This window comes from Leifsonia sp. NPDC058194 (assembly GCF_042883605.1).
Taxonomy (GTDB): domain Bacteria; phylum Actinomycetota; class Actinomycetes; order Actinomycetales; family Microbacteriaceae; genus Leifsonia.
Map to the genome: position 1 here is coordinate 11,533 of NZ_JBHVVL010000007.1, position 21,684 is coordinate 33,216.

At 70.9% G+C, this 21,684-nt stretch carries 23 protein-coding genes; 17 read left to right on the top strand and 6 right to left on the bottom strand.

The window, feature by feature from the left end; all coding sequences use genetic code 11:
- Nucleotides 1–24: 24 nt before the first annotated feature.
- The 8 genes from ACFVU2_RS20055 to ACFVU2_RS20090 all read left to right on the top strand — a co-directional run bounded on the left by ACFVU2_RS20055 (nucleotide 25) and on the right by ACFVU2_RS20090 (nucleotide 9,891).
- Nucleotides 25–3,108 carry a hypothetical protein gene (locus tag ACFVU2_RS20055; RefSeq protein ID WP_387878220.1) on the top strand — a complete coding sequence of 1,028 codons (3,084 nt, stop codon included), beginning with the start codon at nucleotides 25–27 and terminating at the stop codon, nucleotides 3,106–3,108.
- Nucleotides 3,105–5,849, top strand: a complete 2,745-nt coding sequence (locus tag ACFVU2_RS20060; protein WP_387878222.1) for an FtsX-like permease family protein — start codon at nucleotides 3,105–3,107, stop codon at nucleotides 5,847–5,849. The genes ACFVU2_RS20055 and ACFVU2_RS20060 overlap by 4 nt, the downstream gene beginning before the upstream one ends.
- Nucleotides 5,846–6,760: an ABC transporter ATP-binding protein gene (locus ACFVU2_RS20065; RefSeq protein ID WP_387878224.1), complete on the top strand. Its 915-nt coding sequence runs from the start codon at nucleotides 5,846–5,848 to the stop codon at nucleotides 6,758–6,760. The genes ACFVU2_RS20060 and ACFVU2_RS20065 overlap by 4 nt, the downstream gene beginning before the upstream one ends.
- Nucleotides 6,747–7,490, top strand: a complete 744-nt coding sequence (locus ACFVU2_RS20070; RefSeq protein ID WP_387878227.1) for an ABC transporter ATP-binding protein — start codon at nucleotides 6,747–6,749, stop codon at nucleotides 7,488–7,490. The genes ACFVU2_RS20065 and ACFVU2_RS20070 overlap by 14 nt, the downstream gene beginning before the upstream one ends.
- A gap of 134 nt (nucleotides 7,491–7,624) precedes the next feature.
- Entirely contained in the window at nucleotides 7,625–7,957 is a 333-nt protein-coding gene (locus ACFVU2_RS20075) for a PadR family transcriptional regulator (protein WP_387878230.1), read from the top strand.
- Nucleotide 7,958: 1 nt separating this feature from the next.
- On the top strand, nucleotides 7,959–8,333 hold the full coding sequence (locus ACFVU2_RS20080) for a DUF1048 domain-containing protein (RefSeq protein WP_387878233.1): 375 nt from the start codon (nucleotides 7,959–7,961) through the stop codon (nucleotides 8,331–8,333).
- Nucleotides 8,330–9,118, top strand: a complete 789-nt coding sequence (locus ACFVU2_RS20085) for an ABC transporter ATP-binding protein (RefSeq protein ID WP_387878236.1) — start codon at nucleotides 8,330–8,332, stop codon at nucleotides 9,116–9,118. Before ACFVU2_RS20080 ends, ACFVU2_RS20085 begins: the two co-directional genes overlap by 4 nt.
- On the top strand, nucleotides 9,115–9,891 hold the full coding sequence (locus tag ACFVU2_RS20090; protein ID WP_387878239.1) for an ABC transporter permease: 777 nt from the start codon (nucleotides 9,115–9,117) through the stop codon (nucleotides 9,889–9,891). The genes ACFVU2_RS20085 and ACFVU2_RS20090 overlap by 4 nt, the downstream gene beginning before the upstream one ends.
- Before the next feature lie 87 nt (nucleotides 9,892–9,978).
- Here ACFVU2_RS20090 and ACFVU2_RS20095 read toward each other — a convergent pair whose 3' ends face one another.
- Nucleotides 9,979–10,545 (bottom strand): GNAT family N-acetyltransferase, encoded by a 567-nt coding sequence (locus ACFVU2_RS20095; RefSeq protein WP_387878242.1) that lies wholly within the window; start codon nucleotides 10,543–10,545, stop codon nucleotides 9,979–9,981.
- 57 nt (nucleotides 10,546–10,602) lie between these two features.
- Here ACFVU2_RS20095 and ACFVU2_RS20100 point away from each other — a divergent pair, with 57 nt between their 5' ends.
- The 5 genes from ACFVU2_RS20100 to ACFVU2_RS20120 all read left to right on the top strand — a co-directional run bounded on the left by ACFVU2_RS20100 (nucleotide 10,603) and on the right by ACFVU2_RS20120 (nucleotide 13,585).
- Entirely contained in the window at nucleotides 10,603–11,070 is a 468-nt protein-coding gene (locus tag ACFVU2_RS20100; protein WP_387878244.1) for a hypothetical protein, read from the top strand.
- A 26-nt stretch (nucleotides 11,071–11,096) separates the two neighbouring features.
- Nucleotides 11,097–11,651, top strand: a complete 555-nt coding sequence (locus ACFVU2_RS20105) for a phosphoribosyltransferase family protein (protein ID WP_387878245.1) — start codon at nucleotides 11,097–11,099, stop codon at nucleotides 11,649–11,651.
- A gap of 11 nt (nucleotides 11,652–11,662) precedes the next feature.
- Nucleotides 11,663–12,205: a sugar O-acetyltransferase gene (locus tag ACFVU2_RS20110; protein WP_387878247.1), complete on the top strand. Its 543-nt coding sequence runs from the start codon at nucleotides 11,663–11,665 to the stop codon at nucleotides 12,203–12,205.
- 134 nt (nucleotides 12,206–12,339) lie between these two features.
- Nucleotides 12,340–13,140: a hypothetical protein gene (locus ACFVU2_RS20115; protein WP_387878250.1), complete on the top strand. Its 801-nt coding sequence runs from the start codon at nucleotides 12,340–12,342 to the stop codon at nucleotides 13,138–13,140.
- Nucleotides 13,141–13,240: 100 nt separating this feature from the next.
- Nucleotides 13,241–13,585: a YciI family protein gene (locus ACFVU2_RS20120; RefSeq protein ID WP_387878252.1), complete on the top strand. Its 345-nt coding sequence runs from the start codon at nucleotides 13,241–13,243 to the stop codon at nucleotides 13,583–13,585.
- A 174-nt stretch (nucleotides 13,586–13,759) separates the two neighbouring features.
- Here ACFVU2_RS20120 and ACFVU2_RS20125 read toward each other — a convergent pair whose 3' ends face one another.
- Complete coding sequence (locus ACFVU2_RS20125; protein ID WP_387878254.1) at nucleotides 13,760–14,362, bottom strand: LON peptidase substrate-binding domain-containing protein; 603 nt, start codon at nucleotides 14,360–14,362, stop codon at nucleotides 13,760–13,762.
- Between the two features lie 35 nt (nucleotides 14,363–14,397).
- On the opposite strand from ACFVU2_RS20125, the gene ACFVU2_RS20130 reads away from it, so the two are divergent.
- Entirely contained in the window at nucleotides 14,398–14,895 is a 498-nt protein-coding gene (locus ACFVU2_RS20130) for a DUF427 domain-containing protein (RefSeq protein ID WP_387878257.1), read from the top strand.
- 134 nt (nucleotides 14,896–15,029) lie between these two features.
- Here the strand turns inward: ACFVU2_RS20130 and ACFVU2_RS20135 are convergent, their stop codons facing one another.
- From ACFVU2_RS20135 to ACFVU2_RS20150, 4 genes are all read right to left on the bottom strand, one after another.
- Complete coding sequence (locus tag ACFVU2_RS20135) at nucleotides 15,030–15,545, bottom strand: AAA family ATPase (protein WP_387878259.1); 516 nt, start codon at nucleotides 15,543–15,545, stop codon at nucleotides 15,030–15,032.
- A 413-nt stretch (nucleotides 15,546–15,958) separates the two neighbouring features.
- Nucleotides 15,959–16,630, bottom strand: coding sequence for a DUF4304 domain-containing protein (locus ACFVU2_RS20140; RefSeq protein WP_387878261.1), 672 nt, complete (start codon nucleotides 16,628–16,630; stop codon nucleotides 15,959–15,961).
- Nucleotides 16,631–16,810: 180 nt separating this feature from the next.
- Nucleotides 16,811–17,884 carry a redox-regulated ATPase YchF gene (gene ychF, locus ACFVU2_RS20145; RefSeq protein WP_387878263.1) on the bottom strand — a complete coding sequence of 358 codons (1,074 nt, stop codon included), beginning with the start codon at nucleotides 17,882–17,884 and terminating at the stop codon, nucleotides 16,811–16,813.
- A gap of 33 nt (nucleotides 17,885–17,917) precedes the next feature.
- Complete coding sequence (locus ACFVU2_RS20150; protein WP_387878266.1) at nucleotides 17,918–18,664, bottom strand: class I SAM-dependent methyltransferase; 747 nt, start codon at nucleotides 18,662–18,664, stop codon at nucleotides 17,918–17,920.
- 89 nt (nucleotides 18,665–18,753) lie between these two features.
- Between ACFVU2_RS20150 and ACFVU2_RS20155 the strand changes: the two genes are divergently transcribed.
- The 3 genes from ACFVU2_RS20155 to rmuC all read left to right on the top strand — a co-directional run bounded on the left by ACFVU2_RS20155 (nucleotide 18,754) and on the right by rmuC (nucleotide 21,539).
- Nucleotides 18,754–19,356, top strand: coding sequence for a hypothetical protein (locus tag ACFVU2_RS20155; RefSeq protein WP_387878267.1), 603 nt, complete (start codon nucleotides 18,754–18,756; stop codon nucleotides 19,354–19,356).
- Between the two features lie 72 nt (nucleotides 19,357–19,428).
- Nucleotides 19,429–20,010 (top strand): exonuclease domain-containing protein, encoded by a 582-nt coding sequence (locus ACFVU2_RS20160; RefSeq protein ID WP_387878270.1) that lies wholly within the window; start codon nucleotides 19,429–19,431, stop codon nucleotides 20,008–20,010.
- A gap of 95 nt (nucleotides 20,011–20,105) precedes the next feature.
- Nucleotides 20,106–21,539: a DNA recombination protein RmuC gene (gene rmuC / locus ACFVU2_RS20165; protein WP_387878273.1), complete on the top strand. Its 1,434-nt coding sequence runs from the start codon at nucleotides 20,106–20,108 to the stop codon at nucleotides 21,537–21,539.
- The last annotated feature ends 145 nt before the right edge of the window (nucleotides 21,540–21,684 follow it).

Consider the following 21,684-nt stretch of genomic DNA (forward strand, 5'->3'; position numbering starts at 1 on the left):
CTCCGGTCGCGATACGGTGAGTGGATGCGCGTGGGGGCTCGGACCGGGGGACGTATCCGCGCGTTCTGGCCGCAGCGTTCGCGAGCCCAGACCGGAGTCCTCGTCTCGACGGCCCTCACGGTCCTGGTGATCGCATTCCTCGCCTGCACCATGGCCGGTCTGGCCGTGCGCTCCCCCACCGTCGCGGTGCGGCAGAGTGTCGAAGCGGGGCCCGCTTCCACCGTCGCCGTCGCCTACCAGGCCGCGCTCGACCCCGACGACCCGGCTGCGCAGGATCGCACGGTGCGATCGGTGCTGGAACGACAGTTCCGATCCGCTCCCGTGACCGTCGATCACACCGCGTTCGCACCCTCCATCGCACTCGGCACCGACCGATCGGCGCTCGCCCTCGCCGACGCCGTCGACCTCCGCTCCCGCACGCACCTCCGCTCGGGGGACTGGCCGACGAGCGGCACCGAGATCGCGATCGACACCGCGCTGGCGCACGCGACCGGCCTGTCGGCAGGGTCGCGCGTGCAGCTGACCGGCGAGGCGGGGACCGTCACCGCCATCGTGTCGGGAGTCTGGGCCCCCTTGGATCCGTCGGCTCCTGCCTGGCTGGGCGTGACGGCCGGGACCGGAGGCACCGACGGCCGCGCGATCGCAAGCCCGGCTCTCCTGAAAGCGCTGACCACAGCGGCGACGGGCCAGTGGGTCGTGACGCCCGACGCCTCCCGCGTCACCGCCGGCGACCTCCCACGCCTGCGCGCCGGGTACGCGGGGAGCATCGATGCCCTGACCGAGTGCGACGCCTCGCCGTCGCCGTTCGCCGCGCTCGGGGGCGCCGCCGCGACGGTCGCGGACATGCAGCAGTCCGTCGGCGCGCTCGCGGCCGTCGTACCCGTGCCGCTGGCCCTCCTCGCGGTCTGCTCGGCGATCTCGCTCGTGCTGCTGGCCCGGTTGCTCACGAGCTCCCGCTGGAGCGAGACGCGGGTCCTGCGTGCCCGGGGAGCCACCGTCGGGACGCTCGTTCGCGCCGACGCCGTGGAGGCCGCCGCGGTGGCACTCGTGGGCACGATCGCCGGCACCGGTCTCGCTCTCGCCGCGCTCGCCGTCGCCGGTCCGGGCGCGGCAGGCGTGCCGGTCGCCGCCCTGGTACTGGCGACGGTCGTCCCCGCACTCGCGGTGCTCGCGGTCGCCGTCGCCGCGACGGCCGTCGTGACCGCGGTCACGGCACGCTCGGCGGATGCGGCGCCTGGCCCGGCGGAGTCGGGGCGCGGGCGATCGGCGGCCTCCCTCGGCCTGGGCGTCCTCACCCTGGCGACCGCCGGCGTGACGCTGTGGCGGTTCCTCTCCTACGGCGCGCCCGACGAGAGCGGGCACGTCGATGCGGTGGGGACGGTCGCACCCGCCGCCGTGCTCTCCGCCGTCGCGGTGATCGCCTTGGTCGGCCTCGGACCGCTCGCCACCGCCGTCGAGCGCCTCGCCGCCCGGCGCCGGGGACTGTCCGCCGTGCTGCCGGCACGCCAGGTGAGCCGTGGCGTCGGGCTCGTCGCCGCTCCGGTCGCACTCGTCGTCCTGGCGGTGGGCGCAGCCACCTTCGCGGCCGGATACTCCGGCACCTGGTCCGGCTTCCTCCGCGACTCGTCCCGGTTGGTGGCGGGGTCGGACGTTCGGGTGGACCTCGGCGTCGCGGGTTCCGTGCGCGGACCGGAGGACCTGCCCCCGACGACGCGGCTGTCGGGCATCCCGACCGTCTCCCGAGCCGCACCCGCGCTCGTGACCGAGGCGACACTCGGACAGTCGGATGTCACGATGGTGGCCGTCGACGCCTCCGCGCTGCCCGGGCTCGTCGACGTCGGCTCCTACATGTTCGACCCGTTCGCCGCCTTCGCCGCCCTGAATGCGGATCCGGCACGCGGCATCCCGATCCCGGCGGGAGCACGGACGGTCGAGGCGGTTGCGACGGCGACGGTTCCCGGCGACGCGATGCCGCCGCCGGCGCTTCGGATCGTGCTCTGGGTCGCCGACGATCACGGCGCCCTCGCCCCGCTCCCGGCCGAGCCTGCCGCGTCCGGCGCACCCAGGCTCGTCTCGGCCGCCCTGCCGGCAGGCGGACCGTGGAGGCTGCTCGCCGTGGACGCGCACCTCGACACCCGCGAGACGGCGATGCCCGTCCAGGTTCGCATCACCGCGCTGCACGCCGGCGACCCCATCGACGCGATCGGCTGGAAGCCCGCCCCGGCCGCGTTCGGCACGCCCTTCACTGCGACCGTGCCCGTCTCCGACGAGCTCGGCTTCGACTCCCCCCTCCTGCCGGCCGGCCGCGACGACGCGCTCCGGCTCGTCCCGGGCTCGGCCGTCGACGTGCCCGTGCTGATCACCCGGGCGACCGCTGACGCCGGCGGGCTCGAGGTCGGTGCGCGGATCGATCTCGACTCCCCGTGGGCGAGCGTCCAGGGGACCATCGCCGGCGTCGTCGCGGCCGTCCCCGGCACGACCGACCAGAACGCCGCGCTGATCGACCTGGCCGCCCTCGACGACCACGTGCTCCGCACCGCGCCGACCGTCCCGCGACTGGGATCTGTCTGGCTCGCCACCCCGGCCCCGCAGGCCGTCGCGCGTGCGGCCGCTATAGCAGCAGGCGCCGACGCCGTGGTGGCGGATGCGTCCGGGGCCTTCGTGTCGCGGTTCATGTCCGGCGCCGTCACCGCCCTCTGGCTGGGTGCGGCAGGGTGCGCCCTCCTCGCCGTGGTCGCGGTCTCCGCCGCCGCGCTGTCCGCCCTGCGGGGCCGCCGGGCGGAGGTCGTCGTGCTCCGCGCGGTCGGTCTCGGCTCGCGCCAGCAGGCGAGCGCACGCCGCCGGGAATTCGCCTGGGTCGTCGCCGGCGCGGCGGTCGTCGGGCTGCTCGGCGGCCTGACCGTCTTCCTCCTGGCCGGGAACGCCCTGGCTCGTCTCTCCGTGGTGACCGCACCGAGCACGCTCTCCGTGCAGGGCCGCGTCGATCCGGCGGGACTCGTCGGCGCCCTCCTCTCCCTGGCGATCGCCGTCGCGGTCGTGCTCTGGCTGTACGGACGCGCCGTGCGGGCGCAGGTCGCCGACACCGCCTACCGGTCGGAGACGCGATGACCCGGCGCTCCCTGCTCTCCGGCCCCGGGCTCGCCGCCCGCGCGTTCGCGGCCTCCCGTGGCGGCCTGGCGTTGCTCGGCATCGTCGTTCTCGTCGCCACGACCGCCGTCTCCGCGTGGCCGCGCTTCGCCGACGGGCTCCTCCGCGACGAGTTGCACTACCGGGTGCAGGAGGCGACCCCGGTCAACCGTGACCTGCTCACGTCCGTGACGACAGGCATGGCGATGGTGTCGGCCACCCCGACCGCGGGCGGCTCGGAGCCGGCGGCGGTGTGGAACGGGATGCCTGCGGCCCTCGCGGCCGCGCGTGCCGGAATGCTGCCGGCCCTGTCGGCCGTCACCCGGCCGGGCGACTACTCGGCCCGTAGCGACGACGTCCCCCTCGCCGGACCGCCCGACGCGGCGAGCGATGCCCGCTATGTCGGGCAGGTCGAGGCGTACTCCCGTCTGCGCGAGACGGCCACGCTCGATGCGGGAACGTGGCCGGCACCCGCACCGCCCGACGCATCGGCACACCCCTCGGGCGCGGACGACGTCACGATCGATGTCGTGATGGCCACGGAGGCAGCCGCCCTCCTGGGCTGGAAGGTCGGCGAGAGCCGCTCCGCCTTCGCGCAGTCCTCCTTCCTCCTCCGCCTCTCCGGTACCGTTCATCCGACAGATACCGCGGCAGACTTCTGGGAGCTCAGCACGCTGCGCGCCCACGGCAGCTACGCCGACCTCGGCGACGCCGGCAAGCTCTACCGCTCCGTCCTCTGGGTCGATCCCGACTCGTGGACCCGTGTTGCGCCGCTCTTCCCCGGCACTTTCACTCAGGCCTGGTTCCCGGTCGCGCCTTCCGCGTTCTCCGTATCGGGACTGGCCGCGGTGCAGTCGTCGCTCGCCCGCTTCCTCTCCACGGTGCCGACCCCGTCCTTCGACGGGGTCCCCACGGCACTGCGCTTCTCGACGTCACTGGATCGCACGCTCGACGACTACGTCACACGCGCACAACCGGCGAACACGCTCTTCGCCATCCTCGCCGCCGGACCGCTCGGCGTCGCACTCGCGGTGCTCGTGCTCGGCGTGCGGCTCCTGCTCGGACGGCGACGGGAGGCGCTCGCCCTTCTGGCTGCGCGCGGAGCCTCCCCCGCACGGCTGCGCCTCGGCCTCGCCGTCGACACCGCACTCGTGTCCGTGCCCGCCGCCGCCGCCGGGTTCATCGCCGCCCTGCTCCTGACGCCGGGGGTGGATGCCGTGGCCGTTCCTCTCGGCCTCGCGGCGGTGTGCGCAGTCGCCCCTCCCGTGATCTGCGCCGTCGCCGCCGGACGCCTCGGCCCGCGGGACGACCTCCGCGGCGAGCGCACCGCCCGGCGCCGCTGGGGGTGGGTGGTCGAAGTCCTCGTCGTCGGCTTGGCGGCGCTCGGCGTCGCCGCGCTCCTCCAGCGCGGGCTCGCGCCGACAGGAGCCGGGCTGGGTGTCGACCCGCTTCTGGCCGTGACGCCGATGCTCGTCGCGTTCGCGGCCTGCGTGATCGTGCTGCGCGTCTATCCCGTCCCGCTGGCGTGGCTGGCCCGCGCACTGCGACGGCGACGGGGACCGGTCGCGTTCGTGGGTGCGACGGCGGCGCTGCGCTCCCGGTCGGGCGGTCTGTGGCCCGTCTTCGCGGTGGTGGTCGGCGTCGCCATCGCGGTGTTCTCGGCGAGTGTGCTCAGCACCGAACGATCCGGGATCGAGACGGGCGCCCTGGCCCGTGTCGGCGCCGACCTCAGCGTGACCGCACCGACCACCTTCACCGACGCGCAGGCAGCGAAGCTGCGGGAGGCGCCGGGCGTCGCTGCGAGCGCGGTCGTCGAATGGGCCGGCGGCGTGCGCGTGCAGGCCGGTTCGCAGGGCGGGGATCTGTCCGGCTACCTCGTCGACCCGGCGGAGCTCGCCCGGGTGCAGGCAGGCATCCCGGAGTCGGCACGGGTCTCCTCCGCGCTGACGCAGACCGACAAAGCTCGCACGGGCGCCGTGATCGGCGGCTTCGACCCGACCATCCCCGTGACGAGCGCCATCCTCTACGGCGACACCGCGGTGCACCTCGGCGTCACCGAGTTCGCCTTCGAGCCCGGCGTCTACATCCGGGACAACCAGTGGGCCATCATCGACTGGACGGCCCTGCCCGCGTCGGCGGGCATCACCGGCAGACCGCAGACCGTACTGGTGTCACTCGCGCCCGGCGCGGATTCCGAGACCGTGCACCGCGAGCTCGCTGCGATCGCGGGCGACGGCGCGACGATCGGGGACGCCCGGCGCGAGCAGACGGCATTGCGCACCGCTCCGCTCGTCTCCGGCCTCGAGACCGTCACCCTGCTGTCGATCGCACTGTCGGCCGTCATGTGCGTCGGCGCATTGCTGCTCGCCCTCGTCATCGGCGCCGCATCCCGTACCCGGTTGGTCGCGACGCTTCGCACCATCGGGTACACCTCGCGGCAGACGGGGGCACTGCTCGGCTGGGAGCTCGGCCCCATCCTGATCGTCGGCCTCGTCGCGGGCGTCGTCGTCGGTCTCGCGCTCCCGCCGATCATCCTCGCGCCGATCGACCTCAGCGGCTTCACCGGCGGTCCCGTCGCACCGGCGATCGTCGTCGATCCGCTGCTCATCGCCCTGGCGGCGGGAGGCTTCGCCCTCTCGACCGCGCTCGTCACACTCGTCGCACTCGTCGTGGCACGCCGTCGTTCGCCGGCCGCGGTGCTGCGGATCGGAGGGGAAGAATGACTGCCATGCCGCATGACCGACCGGACGCGAGCATCGAATGCTCCGACCTCGTCCGCATCTTCACCGCCGAAGGCGTGGAGGTGCAGGCTCTCCAGGGCCTGAACCTCCGGGTGCGCAGTGGCGAGCTCGTGGCGATCGTCGGCGCCTCCGGGTCGGGCAAGTCGACTCTGCTCGGCATCCTCTCCGGGCTCGACAAGCCGACCGCGGGTTCGGCATCCGTCGCCGGACGCGACCTGCTCGCGCTGACCACGAAACAGCGTGTCGACTACCGCCGCCGCACGGTCGGGTTCGTCTGGCAGCAGACCTCGCGCAATCTGCTGCCGTACCTCACCTCCCGTGAGAACATCGCACTGACGATGTCTTTGGCGCGCCGCCCCGACCGGGTCGAACGCAGCCGCGACCTCCTCGATCTGCTCGAGGTCTCGCACTGCGCCGACCGGCGTCCCGCCGAGATGTCCGGCGGGGAGCAGCAGCGGGTCGCGATCGCCGTCGGCCTGGCCAACGAGCCGGCGGTGCTCCTCGCGGACGAGCCGACCGGCGAGCTCGACGAGCACACGTCGGCGGATGTGCTGGAGGCGATGCGCGGCGTCAACCGCGAGCTCGGCGTCACCACCCTTATCGTCACCCACGATCCGACGGTGTCCGAGCACGTCGCACGCACCGTGCAGATCCGCGACGGGCGCACCTCCACCGAGGTGCTGCGGCGCACCGGCGTCACCGCGAACGGCGACGAGCACACCGTGGCGGAGGAGTTCGCGGTGCTGGACCGGGTCGGGCGTCTCCAGCTGCCGCCCGAGTACCTCGCCTCCCTCTCGATGCGCGACCGAGTGCGTCTCGCGCTGGAATCCGACCACGTAGGCGTGTGGCCGCACGACGAGAGCGACGACGGGAGCATCGATGACCAGCGCTGAGCCCCTCCCTTCCCTGGAGGACGAGTCCATGGTCCCGCTCCTGCAGGCGAACGGCGTCGGCCGGGTCTTCCCGACCGCCGCCGGGCCCGTCACGGCGCTCGACGCGGTCTCCCTGGAGGTGCGCCCGGGCGAGCTGCTCGTGGTGCGCGGCCGTTCGGGCTCGGGCAAGACCACCCTCCTGAACGTGCTCGGCGGACTCGACACCCCGACATCGGGCACGGTGACGCTCGGCACGCTCGATCTCACCACCGCGTCGGAGGCCCAGCTCGTCGCTGCACGCCGCACGCGGATCGGCTTCGTCTTTCAGGCGTTCGGTCTCATCCCGGTGCTGTCGGCGGCGGAGAACGTGGAGGTCCCGCTGCGCCTGCTCGGCGTCGACCCGGTGGAGCGCGACGCGCGCGTCGCCGAGCTGCTCGACCGCGTCGGGCTGAGCGGCCATGCCGCCCAGCGCCCCGCCGAACTCTCCGGCGGCCAGCAGCAGCGTGTGGGGATCGCCCGGGCGCTCGCCGCGCGCCCGCAGGTGTTGCTCGCCGACGAGCCGACGGGTCAGCTCGACAGTGTGACCGGCGCCGCGATGATGGATCTGCTGGTCGAGCTGGTGCACGACTCCGGAGTCGCCGCGGTGGTCACCACGCACGATCCGATCCTCATGGCGCGCGCCGACCGGGTCGTGGAGCTGCACGACGGACGCACCGTGCCGCGCCGCCGCGGGGCCCACGTGCGCGAGTGACGAACGGCGGGTCCGCCATTTCAGGTGCCCGCCACCCCTTCCGAAATCTTTGCTATTCAGTGTTGCTATCTACCGGTACTCGGCGTTACTATCTAGCAGTACCAAGCAACACTGAGTAGCCGGAAGGAGTATCCATGAGCAAGCAAGCGACCGAGATGCTCAAGGGAACCCTCGAGGGCATCGTCCTCGCCATCCTCCAAGGCCGGCCCGCATACGGCTACGAGATCACCTCGTGGCTGCGGGACCAGGGCTTCACCGACATCGCCGAGGGCACGATCTACGCGCTCCTCGTGCGCATCGAGCAGCGCGGCCTCGTGGATGTGGAGAAGGTCCCCTCCGAGAAGGGGCCGCCGCGCAAGGTGTACTCGCTGAACACGGCGGGTCGCGACTATCTCGACGAGTTCTGGAGGACCTGGAGCTTCCTCGCAGAACGACTGGAACAGCTCCGACACGAAGGGGAGAACTGACATGGCCAGCAAGTGGATCGAAGCGATCACCGGATCCCTCGAGCAGAAGAAGCAGTACCGGCAGTACAAGGCACGCCTGGACGCGCTGCCCGAGCCTTACAACGCGGTGGCGAAAGCCGTCCAGCGGTACTTCATGTACAACGGCGGCGTCGAGGACGGCGACACCCTCCTCACCATGATGGGCGACTTCGTCGACCTCTGGGAGCGTGCCGCGACCGACGGCACCCCGGTGCGCGAGATCGTCGGGGACGACCCGGTCGAGTTCGCCGAGGCGTTCGCCGAGGCCTACACCGGAAAGCGCTGGATCGACAAGGAGCGCGCCCGTCTGACCACCGCGGTCGAGACGGCCGAGAAGAAGCAGGAGGCGGAGGGATGACCACCGCGACCACCGAGCGCGGACCCGCCATCCGGGTCCGCGGGCTCGAGAAGTCCTACAAGAAGGTCAGCGTCCTGCGGGGTGTCGACTTCGACGTCGAGCGGGGCAGCATCTTCGCCCTGCTCGGCTCCAACGGCGCCGGCAAGACCACGGCGGTCAAGATCCTCTCGACCCTGCTGAAGGGCGACGCCGGCGAGGCCGTCGTGAACGGCTTCGACGTCGCCACCAAGGCGGCGGAGGTGCGCGATTCGATCAGCCTCACCGGCCAGTTCGCCGCGGTCGACGAGATCCTCACCGGACGCGAGAACCTCGTCCTCGTCGCCGAGCTGCGGCACCTGAAGAAGCCGGGGTCGATCGCGGACGAACTGCTCGCCCGCTTCTCGCTCACCGAGGCGGGTTCCCGCAAGGTCTCGACGTACTCGGGAGGCATGCGCCGCCGGCTCGACATCGCCATGAGCCTCATCGGCGAGCCGCCCGTGATCTTCCTCGACGAGCCGACCACCGGGCTCGACCCGCAGGCCCGGATCGAGGTCTGGGAGGCGGTCAAGAAGCTCGCCGCCCGGGGCACGACCGTGCTCCTCACCACGCAGTACCTCGATGAGGCCGAGCAGCTCGCCGACCACATCGCCATTTTGCACGAGGGCCGCATCATCGCGAACGGCACCCTCGCCGAGCTGAAGCAGCTGCTCCCGCCGGCGAAGGTCGAGTACGTCGAGAAGCAGCCCAGCCTGGAAGACGTCTTCCTCGCCATCGTCGGCGAGCCCACCACTACGGAGGAGTCATGAGCACCGCGACGTTCATCAGCGACACCACCGTCCTCACCGGGCGGTCCATGCGCCACATCACGCGCAGCCTCGACACCATCATCACCACCGCTCTCATGCCGATCGCGTTCATGCTGCTGTTCGTGTTCGTCTTCGGCGGCGCGATCGACACCGGCTCGTTCTCGGGCTCGTACGTGGACTACCTGCTCCCCGGGATCTTGCTGATCACCGTGGCGACGGCCATCTCGTACACCTCGTACCGGCTGTTCATGGATCTGCAGGGCGGCATCTTCGAACGGTTCCAGTCCATGCCGATCGCCCGCTCCAGCGTGCTGTGGGCGCACGTCCTCACCTCGCTGGTCTCGACGCTCGTCTCCGTCGTGCTGGTCGTGCTCGTCTCGCTGCTGATCGGGTTCCGCACCGGTGCGAGCGTGCTCGCCTGGCTCGGGGTCGCCGGCATCCTGGTGCTGTTCAGCCTGGCGCTGACCTGGATCGCCGTGATCGCCGGGCTGTCGGCCAAGACGGTGGACGGGGCCGGTGCGTTCGCCTACCCGATCATCTTCCTGCCGTTCATCAGCTCGGCGTTCGTCCCGACCGAGAGCATGCCGGGACCGGTCCGCTGGTTCGCCGAGAACCAGCCGGTCACCTCGATCGTCGACACGATCCGCGCCCTGTTCGCCCAGCAGCCCGTCGGGTCCGACATCTGGGTCGCCCTGGCCTGGTGCGTCGGCATCCTGGTGGTCGCCTACGCCTTCGCGATGCTCGCCTACCGCCGCCGGATCACCGCAGGGTGAACACCCTCCCGGCACCGACTCCCGCCGCCCCGTCCGGGCCGGCGGTGGTCGTTTTTAACTCAGCGGCCGTCTCCGGCTCACCGGATGTCAGCGCAGCGTCCGCCGCATCACCCACCGGTCCGCTCCACCGGAGTGCGCGTTCGTCTCGGCGTAGCGCTCGAAGCCGTGCTTCTCGAACAGCGCCACCGTGCCGACGTAACCGCTGATCACATCCACTTTTTTCCCGTCCGTGTCGACGGGGTACCCCTCCACGATCGCCGCCCCCGACGCCCGCGCGTGCTCCACCGCCCCGTCGAGCAGCTGATGCATCACCCCGCGCTTGCGGAACCCGCCACGCACCACGAAGCACACGATCGACCACGGGTCGAGCTCTTCGTCGAGGTGCGGGATGGTGCGGGAATTCAGCAGACGCCGGTAGGTCGACTTCGGCGCCACCGAGCACCAGCCCGCCACCTCCCCGTTGAGGTAGGCCAGCACCCCCGGCCCCGGCTCCGTCTCGCACTCGGCATGCATGTAGTCGATCCGCCCCGCCATGTCGAGGCGCGAATCCCGATACGACATGCACACGCATCCCCCGCCCCCGAGTTTGCGCGGCACCATGAACGTCGCGAAATCATCCCAGCGACCGGTCGCGGGCAGCACTTCGATGGACATGCCCGAAGCGTAGCGGGAGGGGGCGACATCGGTGCTCCCGGCGGCTAGGTTGTCGCTGTGGACGATGCCGTGGAGTACCTCACCGCTGTGGTCCAGGTGTTCCCGGACTACGCGGACTCGGTGATCTGGTTCTCGCCGGGACCCGTTGCGTACGAGGATGCGCACATCAGCCGGGAGCTCGCCCGAGACCTGCAGGACTGGGACGACCGCTATTACACGATCCTCGACGACTACCACGAGGTGCGCGAGGAGTTCAGCGCGGCATTCGATGCCGACGGTCGAGCGTTGGCCGGCCGACTGTCCGACGAGCTCGGCGACGCGTTCGCGGTCGAGTATCTGTCCACCGACGGCGACCGGACGACCTATCGCCGGGATCACCCTGGACGCAACCCGGAGGCCGTCGCCGCCTTCGCACGGATGGCCGACGAGGAGCATGATGCCGCTGCCCGCATCGCAGAGGCCCAGCGCGACGGCGGGGTCTTCCGCTGGGTGGCCGGCGACGGGACGGATGAGTCCATCCGGTGACGTCGCCTGGCGGTAGTCTCGTCGCCGTGACCCCTTCGGCTTCCCCCGTCCGCGCGCGGATGGCTGACCTCTTCGAATGGGTCACCGACGACGGCACGCGCTTGAGCTATGTCGAGTTCCAGCGATTGTGGCGGGACCCCGAGATCCTCTCCGGGATCGGGCCTCTGCTCGCCGCGCCGTTCGCGGAGGCCGCACCGACCGTCGTCATCGGCCCTCCATCGAGCGGGCACCTCCTCGGCCCATTGGTCGCGGCCGAGCTCGGTGCGGGCTTCGGCGCAGTCGCGAAGAACCCGGTCCGACTCATCGACAGCGACAACTGGATCACCGTCACGACCCCGCCCGACTACCGCGACCGCCACCTGACGATGGGACTGCGCCGCGGCGTGGTGACGAGCGCGGACCGGGTGCTCGCCGTCGACGACGTCGCCGACACGGGCAGCCAGCTCCTGGCCCTCAAACGGCTGGTGGAGCACATCGGCGCCACCTGGGTCGGCAGCTCGGTCGTCCTCGACCTCCTCCCGCTCAACACCACGCGCCGGGAGCTCCGGCTGCAGTCCGTCTTCCACTCCCGCGACCTCTGAGAGGCTTCTCCATGCCCGGCGACCTCCTCATGCGCATCCACAGCCCCGAGTTCCAGGCCATGTCGCAGCGCGTTCTGGAAGTGACCGCCCTGACGTCCCGCCTCAACGTCCTCCCCTTCGACGACGAGGCCGGCAAGGCGGGGCTGCTCGCGCAGATCCTCGGCCGTCCCGTGCCCGAGCGCACCACGATCTATCCGCCGTTCTTCACCGACCACGGGCTGAACCTGGAGCTCGCCGAGCGCGTCTTCATCAACCAGAACTGCACCTTCCTCGACTACGCCGGCATCCGCCTCGCCGAGCGCGTCATGGTCGCCCCGAAGGTCACCTTCATCACGGTCGGCCACCCGGTCGACACCGACGACCGCCGCATCTGGCTCACCGGAGGCCCCATCGTCGTCGAGGAGAACGTCTGGATCGGAGCCGGCGCGACCATCCTCCCCGGGGTGACGATCGGCCGGGACGCGGTGATCGCGGCCGGGACCGTGGTGGCGGAGGACGCGCCGGCCGCCAGCCTCGTCGCCGGCCCGAAGGGCGCGATCACGCGGCGCTGGTGATGCGCGCGGCGGCGGCGACACCCGACTGCTGCGTCTCGGGACATCCGCCCCGCTCGCCGCACCGCGAACGTCCCGACGGACCGCGGACACCGGTGGTGCGGCGGAGGCGACGTCGGCCGGGTGGATGCGGCAGGATGTCCTCAGCCGAATCGCCGGGTGGAGGGACCACGATCATGCGCAGCGCACGTTGGACGACCGTAGCGGCCCTGGGGCTCGCCGTTGCCGCGCTGAGCGGCTGCACCGCCGCGAGCGGTGCGGCGAGCCCCACCCCGACCGCGGTCTCCACCTCCGGATGGCCGACCGCGCAGCTCTACCACGAGGGGCCCACGACAGCCACGCTGACCCTGCCGTCGGGCGCGCGATCGCTGCATGTCGACTTCTCGTGCACGAGCGGCCTCTACGCCGTGTCTCCGGCGACCGGCATCGACTCGCGTTCCGGGATGTGCGGGGGCGCCCAGTCGTTCGACTTCGACGTTGCCGCCGTCGCCCCCGGCACCCGGCTGCGGGTCGACATCACGGTGCCGACCGATACCCGCCTCACCGCAGCCCTGCGGTACAGCCCGCGACCGTTCGCGCCCGATCGCACGACGAAGGCGCAGTGCACGGCGCTCTCCTCGATTACGGAGGCGTACACCAACGCCGACCAGGGGCATGCCGCAGGAGACGTAACGGACGCCGAGTGGGTCCAGCAGACCGCGAAGGCCAAGGCCCAGCTGGCCGACCTCGCGGCGACGGCGCACTCCCACCCCGAGACGGCGGGCCTGCTCGGCCCGGCCCTCCCGCCGCTCGCCGACTGGCTCGGCGGCGCGGGAGACCACCCGGGCGGCTTCATCGGCGCGCCCCTCGGCGACTTCACCGCCGCTGACGCTCTCGCCGGCCAGATCTGCTCGGCGAACGGCACCCCGATCGTCGTCAACGCGAAGTACGGCGGGTAGTCGCCAGTCGGGCGATCGGCGAGCGAACGTCCCGAACGGCGGCGGTCATCCCGGACGTCGGGCGGCGCGAGTACCGTCGAGTCGTCGAAGGGACCACACCATGCCGCAGTACGCCGTCCTGATCTATGCGAACGATTCCGCGCACCGTCTCGACGCGACACCGGAGGACCTCGAAGAGCCGAACGGCCATGGCGACGAGCTCGCGGCCTCCGGCGCCATGCGCGCCGCCTACGCGTTCACCCCGCGCGACCTCGCCCGTTCGGTCCGCGCCGATGGCGTGACGACCGGGCCGTTCATCGATGCTCCGGTCGCGGTCGCGGGCGTCTACGTGATCGAGGCGAACGACCTGGATGCGGCACTGGCCATCGCCGCGACGAACCCCGCCATCCGCGGGGACGGCGGAGTGGAGGTGCGGCTGGTGCACAGCGGCGGCGTCGTCGAGTAGCGACGAACGATCACCGCGCCGGGTGAGCCCCGGGCTCGGCAGCCCCTGCGGCAGCGATCACCGGAGGATATCCTGCCCGACACTCCGCCAGAAAGCGGGAAACGGAGGCTCCCGAGCCGGAATCGGCCGGGATCTTCTCCGTAAGCCGTCACGTCCGCCGCTCCAGATGCCCAGTCACTCGACCTCCCAGAGCTCCTCCGCCTCCAGGGTCAGATCGATCAGCTGGCGGAGGAGTCCTCCCATCGTGGTCGACCGCAACAGGGTGTACCTGTCGTACTCGCCCAGCGGGGCGACCGCCGCCAGTTGCCACGCGGATGCGACAGGATCGTCCGACAGCTCGATGCCGGCATCCGAGTGCGACTCCGCGATGCGGGCGATCATGCGGCGGACGACCGCTTCGGCCTCGGCCCGCAGGGGTGCGAGCGCCTCGGACCACTCCAGCTCCGGCAGCATCGCGAGCTCGGCACGGGGGTACGGATCGTCGTCGTCCCAGCGCTCGACCGTGAACCGCCGAGTTCCCACCCCGACGATGAGCAGGTCGTCGGCGCCCGCGGCGGCGCTCACCAGACGCGCCATGGTCCCGACCGACGTGCGCTGGTCACCACCCCCGGCTTCGGGTCCGCGCTCGATGAGGACGACGCCGAACTCGAACCCCGGTTCGTCCTCGTCGAGCAATCGCCCGACCAGCGTGAGATACCGCGGCTCGAACACCCGCAGCGGGATGGCCACGGAGGGGAAGAGCACGGAGCCGAGCGGGAACATCGGGGAGACGGCCATACTCCAGCTAAGCACTGCGGGCATAGAGTGAAAAGGTGCCCCGACCGCGACCCGAGATCCCAGGAACGGGACAGGAGTCTGTGTGGGACTACCCGAGGCCGCCGCGGATCGAACGCGTCGCCACGCCTGTCACGATCCACCTGGGCGGGCAGCTCATCGTCGACACTCGAGATGTCGTCCGGGTGCTCGAGACCAGCCACCCGCCGGTCTACTACCTCCCGATCGCGGATTTCGCACCCGGCGCTCTGACCGACGCAGACGGTTCGTCGTTCTGCGAGTTCAAGGGCACCGCACGCTACCTCGACGTACGCGGCGGAGGCCAGGTGCGGTCTGCGTGCGCGTGGAACTACCCGCATCCCTCGCCCGGGTTCGAGCTGCTCCGAGACCGTGTCGCCGTCTACGCGCAGCAGATGGACGAGTGCACGGTCGACGGCGAGGTCGTCACCCCGCAACCAGGAGGCTTCTACGGCGGCTGGATCACGAGCGCCGTCGTCGGGCCGTTCAAGGGGGTGCCGGGGTCGCTGGGGTGGTGAGCGCCGGGATGCAGGCGTAGGCACCGGAGGACATCCGCCCCGACACGCCGTCCGAACGCAGGAAACGGAGGCGATCCGAGCCGGAATCGGCCAGGATCTCCTCCGTTAGCTGCGCAGCGGCGGCTGACCGCCTACTACGCGTCGGATCTGAACTCGACGACGTACCGCTCGACCTCAGCCGCGACATCCTCGCTGGAACCTGACACGTCGATCGCCCGGTGCCGGTCTCTCCACGGCTCCATCGTCCGCCCGGCCACCTCGGTCCATGTCGGCTCGGGGATGTGCGAGAAGCCCCGATGACGCCCGTCCAGCCGCGACGCGTGACCAGCAGTATCGCTCATCGTCAGCACCACCCAGCACAGCGTCGAACCCGCGGAGACCGCCGCTCGACGCCAGGTCTCTCGTGCTGGCTCGCTGTCGTTGACGGCATCGACGACCACGGTCCGCCCGGCCCTCAGATTCAGTTCCGCGATGACCCCGACCGCCTCGTAGGCCGCGACACCCGTCTTCCATCCGCGCGGGAAACCGGTCGCAAGCAACGCCTCCTCCACCGGGTCGATCGAGAGGCGCACCGCACCGAGGCGAGCACCGACGATGTCGGCGACAGTGGTCTTGCCCACGCCGGGCAGCCCGGAGATCACGACGAGCATCAGATACCCAACAGTCGATCGTCGACTGTCATCGCCGAGTAGTCAGCATGTGAGCTGGACACGACGAACAGACTATTCCCCTCAGCGTTCTGATCGAAAGAAGCCCAGGTCGACGACAGGTTGAATCTAAATTCCACGGCGTCGCGTCGCCGATAGGCATCGTGCGCTGGCCTCGAGTACCGCGCTGAGAACGTCAGCGGGATGGTGACAGCGTGCACCCTACTTCACGAGCGGGCGTCCGAGCAGTGACGATCAGAGCCGCCATCTGCACGAGAAGAGGCCGCCGACGAGGAGTGCCGGAACGACACGAGCATCGGGAGCAGGACACGGATATGCGAGCGAGTCATCGACGAGAGGTGCTGCCGCAATCGCGAACACCACCTCCCAGGGGCCAGGGGCCAGGGGCCAGGGGCCTACCGTAACCGGTCGCCCAGGTGCCCCATCCCCCGCACCGCCAAGTACTCGCGGACGTAGGCATGGTGCGGAACGCGTGGGTCGCTGTCAGACGCCAATTGGTCGATGTACCAACAGAGTAGGTTCTCAGCGGAAGCCTGATCGCCTCGCGCGAGATGAAGGTCCGCGACGTCCAGCGCCACTGAATCGTTCGCGATGCCGCCGAACGCGCGGCAACCGTCCGTTGCATATGCGGCGAGCACGCCTTCAGCGTCCGGGAACGAGTCCAGCTTCGGCACTGCGTAGTCGACCACGGCAGACGTCACCTCCTCAAGTGACAATCGGTCCCGGAGATCCCACCACTGGTCCAAACCGTCAGGCATCACGTTGCCAAGCCTCCATCGAAGCTGGCAGTTGTACTCGTTGACCCAGCTACCGCGTGGGCTGCCCATTCGACCCATCTCCGGCACATAGACACCCAGTTTGACCGTGAAACGACCCCAAAGGTCCGATCCGGAGACGACAGTCTCGCCAAAACGTTCATACCGCCCGAGCTGAACCGACATCACATGCACCATGCCATCGTGAGTCCGGCGGTTGAAGCTGTTGGCCCGCTTACGGAAGCCGACAGCTTTGAGCGGAACCGCGAGCGCAGCTCCCACCGACTTGGCGATCTCACCGTTCTCAGTCATGGGTGTCAGCCTATGAGGTCGAGTCACCGGTCGTCTTGACGCCCACGCGATGACGGTCAAGGACCGGAGGCACCGGAGGACATCCGCCCCGACACGCCGCCCGAAAGCAGGAAACGGAGGCGATCCGAGCCGGAATCGGCCGGGATCTCCTCCGTTAGCTGCGCGGCGGCGGACCGTCGACTACACGTTGAACCGGAACTCGACCACATCCCCGTCTTGCATGACGTAGTCCTTGCCCTCCATACGGGCCTTGCCGCGCGATCGCGCTTCAGCGACGGTACCGGCCTCGACCAGGTCGTCGAAGGAGATGACTTCGGCCTTGATGAAGCCCTTCTCGAAGTCGGTGTGGATGACGCCGGCCGCCTGGGGGGCCTTGGCGCCCTTGGGGATAGTCCAGGCGCGCGACTCCTTGGGGCCGGCGGTGAGGTAGGTCTGCAGGCCGAGGGTGTCGAAGCCGATGCGGGCCAGCTGGTCGAGGCCGCTCTCGGTCTGGCCGGTGGAGGCCAGGAGTTCGGCGGCGTCGGCGGCGTCGAGGTCGATCAGCTCAGACTCGAGCTTGGCGTCGAGGAAGACGGCCTGGGCGGGGGCGACCAGAGCGGCGAGCGCCGCGCGGCGGGAGTCGTCGGTGAGCACGTCCTCGTCCACGTTGAACACGTAGATGAAGGGCTTCGCGGTCAGCAGGCCGAGCTCCTTGATGGGCTCGAGGTCGATGCTGGAGGTCGAGAGCGGCTTGCCCTCGTTGAGGTACGCGGCGGCCTCGCGGGCCGTCTCGAGCACGATGGGCTCGAGCTTGCGGCCCTTGACCTCCTTCTCGTACCGCGCCTCCGCCTTCTCCAGGGTCTGGAGGTCGGCGAGGATCAGCTCGGTGTTGATGGTCTCCATGTCGCTGGCGGCGTCGACCTTGCCGGCGACGTGCACGACATCCGGGTCGCTGAAGCCGCGGACGACCTGCGCGATGGCGTCGGCCTCACGGATGTTCGCGAGGAACTTGTTGCCGAGGCCCTCGCCCTCGCTCGCGCCCTTCACGATGCCGGCGATGTCGAGGAACGACACCGGGGCGGCCAGGATGCGCTCGCTCCCGAACAGCTCGGCGAGCTTGTCGAGCCGCGGGTCGGGGAGGTTCACCACGCCGACGTTCGGCTCGATGGTCGCGAACGGATAGTTCGCGGCGAGCGCGTCGTTCTTGGTCAGCGCGTTGAACAGGGTGGACTTGCCCACATTGGGGAGTCCGACGATACCGATAGTGAGAGCCACGGTCGTCCATTCTACGCGGGCGACCGCACGCCCTCAGCCCGCGAGCTGCGCCCGATAGCAGCGCGTCACGTAAGGCAGCTCGATCGTCGCAGCCCCGGCGAGCTGGGGATGCTCGACGTGCAGCCGCCGGACGGAGGCGATCACCGCCGCCTGCGCGTCCGGATCCTTGGTGATGAAGTAGCTGCGGGAGCGCACCAGGTCGAGCAGCCCGTCGAGGTCGAGCCGCTGCGTCCACGGCACGTCATGGCGCTCCAGCGGGCCGAACGGATCGCCGACCACGGGCTCCTCCTCGTCGCCCGTGTAGACGTCCCCCGCCCCGATCAGCTCGCCGAGCCGGCGCACCCAGTCGACGCGCTCGTCCCGGTCGTTCCACAGCAGCCCGAGCCGGCCTCCGCGCCGCAGCACCCGCGCGACCTCCGGGACGGCGCGGGCGGGGTCGACCCAGTGCCAGGCCTGTGCGGCGACCACGAGGTCCTGCGAGTGGTCGGGCAGCGGGATGTCCTCCCCCGTCCCGAACCGCGTCTCGACCCCGGGAAGCCGCTCGCCCAGCACCCGCAGCATCTCCGGCGACGGATCGACGGCCGTCGTCGCGAACCCGGCCGCCACGAGCAGCGCCGTCAGCTTGCCGGTCCCCGCTCCCAGATCGAGCGCAGCACCCGCCGTTCCCTCGGTCAGCCAGGCGACAGCCTCCGCCGGGTATTCGGGGCGCGAGGCCTCATACACCTCCGCAGCACGATCGAAGGAGGCGGCGAGGAGGTCCCGGTCACGGCGCTGTCGCATACCGCCGATCGTACGCGGGGGCGGAAACCGCTTGTTCGGCGGGTGTTCGCCTGAGCGTCGCCGGCGCTCCCTACCGTCGCATGCACGCCGTGCCACGGCGTGACGATCGGGGGACGGGGGACGACGGAATGGACGACCAGGGGCAGGAGCAGGGGACGGGCACCACGGCGTCGACGACGGACGCGATCGTGTTCCGCCGGATCCGCCAGACTTCGACCGCGGAGCAGGTGAGCGTCCTCTGGACGGTTTACGGGCTCCGGATCCTCTTCCCGCTGATCGTCTGCGCGATGCTCGCGTCCGCCCTCCTGGGCGTACTCGGCTCGCACGAGTCACTCGAGGTGAAGGTGTCCGCGGCGGTCTTAGTGGTGGCGGCCTGCGTCGGGATCGCCTTCCTCGCGCGCTGGTTCGTCCGGAGTCGCTTGCAGGTCCAGGCGCGCCTCTTCGACACCGCCGCGGAGCACGAGTGGCTGACCGACCGGTACTGGGTGTCGCAGGGACCCGGCGGCTACGTCGCGGCCCCCTGGTCGTCCGCCGTCGGCGTGCGGCGCAACGGCGCGCTCCTGGCCGTGCGTTTCCCCGGCGTCATCGCGACGTTGGATCTGCGCACGTTCGACGCCCCGGAAGCGGAGGTCCGCGCATTCGTCGACGCGCGTCTGCCGGCGGGCCTCCCCCATTCGCTCCGCCTGTACTGACCCACTCCCGGATGCCGCGGCACGCCCACCCGGTGACCGGGCGGTGTCGGCGGGCCGTGCGAGCATGACGACGTGACACTGGACTTCACCGCCATCGACTTCGAGACCGCGAATTCGTCCGCGGCATCCGCCTGCTCCGTCGGGCTGGTGAAGGTGCGGGACGGCCGCGTGGTCGATCGGGTGGGCTGGCTCATCCAGCCGCCGTTCGGGCACGACCACTTCCAGGAGTGGAACGTGCGCATCCACGGCATCCAGCCCGAGGACGTCATCGGGGCCGCCGGCTGGGTGGACCAGCTGGCCGACCTCGTCGAGTTCGCGGAGGACGACCACCTCGTGGCCCACAACGCCGGCTTCGACATGGGTGTGATCCGGGCGGCGTGCGCCGCGACCGCCGTCGCGTGCCCGGAGTACCGCTACCTGTGCAGCCTGCAGGTCGCCCGCCGCACCTACTCCCTCGACTCGTACCGCCTGCCGATCGCGGCGATGGCCGCCGGCTTCGAGGACTTCGCGCACCACGACGCGCTGGCCGACGCCGAAGCCTGCGCCGCCATCGTGATCCACGCGGCGAAGCGCCACGGAGCGGCCACCATCGACGACCTCTCCGCTCTCACCGGCGCCCGGGTCGGACGCATCGGGATGGTCGCCGCGGCCTGACCGGCAGCGACCGGCACCTGACCGCCACCCGCCGCATCGCCCGCATGCCCGCGCGGGATCGCGCCAGTGTCGGACCCCCCTGTCACACTGGCCGCATGGACATCCTCGCCCTGCTCCTCGGCCTCCTGCTCGGCCTCGTCGTCGGCGCCGTCGGTGCCGGCTTCGCCGTCGCGAAGCTCCTGCGCGACCGGGCGGCGAACTCCGCACCGGCCGCCCCGGTCGTCGACCCCGCGGTGATCGAGGCGCGGCACACCACCGCCCTCGCAGAGCTGCGTGCCGCGGAACAGGCCGTGCAGGCGGAGATCCGCGCCGACCTGGCCGGAGCCCAGTCGCGCGTCGACGCCCTGGAGGAGCAGCTGCGCACGGCGCAGGAGCTGCAGCGCGAGACGGTCGAGCGTCACCGCGCCGAGACGCAGGCGCAGACCGAGCGCGAGCGCGCCGAGAGCAAGGTCCTGCAGGCGCTCGCTCCGGTGCGCGAGAGCCTCACCGACATGCAGCGCAAGGTCGTCCAGCTGGAGTCGCAGCGCAGCGAGCAGCACGGCCAGCTCACGCAGCAGCTCCGCACGGCGGTGGAGTCGGAGGAGCGGCTCCGTAGCACGGCCGAGGCCCTCGCGTCCGCGCTGCGGTCGAACAGCACCCGCGGCGTGTGGGGCGAGACCCAGCTGCGCAGCGTCGTGGAGGCCGCGGGCCTGCTGGAGCGCGTGGACTTCGACGTGCAGTCGAGCATCCACTCGGAGTCCGGCGCCGGACGCCCCGACATGATCGTCCGACTCCCCGGCGGCAAGAACATCGCGCTGGACGCGAAGGTCCCCTTCAACGCCTACCTCGAGGCGAGCCAGATCCCGGCGACCGCGACGGGTGCCGAAGGCGCCCAGCGCGAGGCGCTCATGAAGCAGCACGTGAAGGCCGTCCGCGACCACATCACGGCCCTCGGCAGCAAGGCGTACTGGACCGGCCTGGAATCCTCGCCCGAGCTGGTGATCGCCTTCATCCCGAGCGAGTCGCTGGTGTCGTCGGCGCTCGAGGCCGATCCGTCGATCATGGAGTTCGCCTTCGGCAAGCGCGTCGCCCTGGCCTCGCCGGTCACGCTCTGGTCCGTGCTCAAGACGGTCGCGTTCAGCTGGCAGCAGGATGTGCTGACCCAGGAGGCCAAGCAGCTCTTCGACCTCAGCCGCACCCTCTACAGCCGGCTCTCCACCACCGCGACGCACATCGAGAAGCTCGGCCGCTCGATCGAGCGCACCGTCAAGGACTACAACGGCTTCGTCGGCTCGTTCGAACGCCAGGTGTTCCCCGCCGCACGCAAGCTCGGAGCCCTCGACGAGTCGAAGGTCATCGGCGTCATCGAGGGCATCGAGGAGTCTCCGCGCGAGCTCACCGCCTTCGAGCTGACCAGCGAGCTCGAACTCGGACTCGAGCCGCGCGACATGCACGGCATCGACAAGCTCGCGGTCGAGGAGCAGGAGCGCGCCCACGCCCACGGGTCCGACGCCGCCGAGTCCGACGCCGAGGACGAGGGCGCGGCGTAACGCGCCCCCAGACATTCGTGCCGAATGTCGACTCAGGCATCGCCAGAGTCGGCAATCGGCACGAATGCGGTACAGCGGCGCGGGCGCGGTGCCCGTGGCCGGGCCTCACCCCCCCCCCACACACTGCCCGCATTTGCCGACCCAG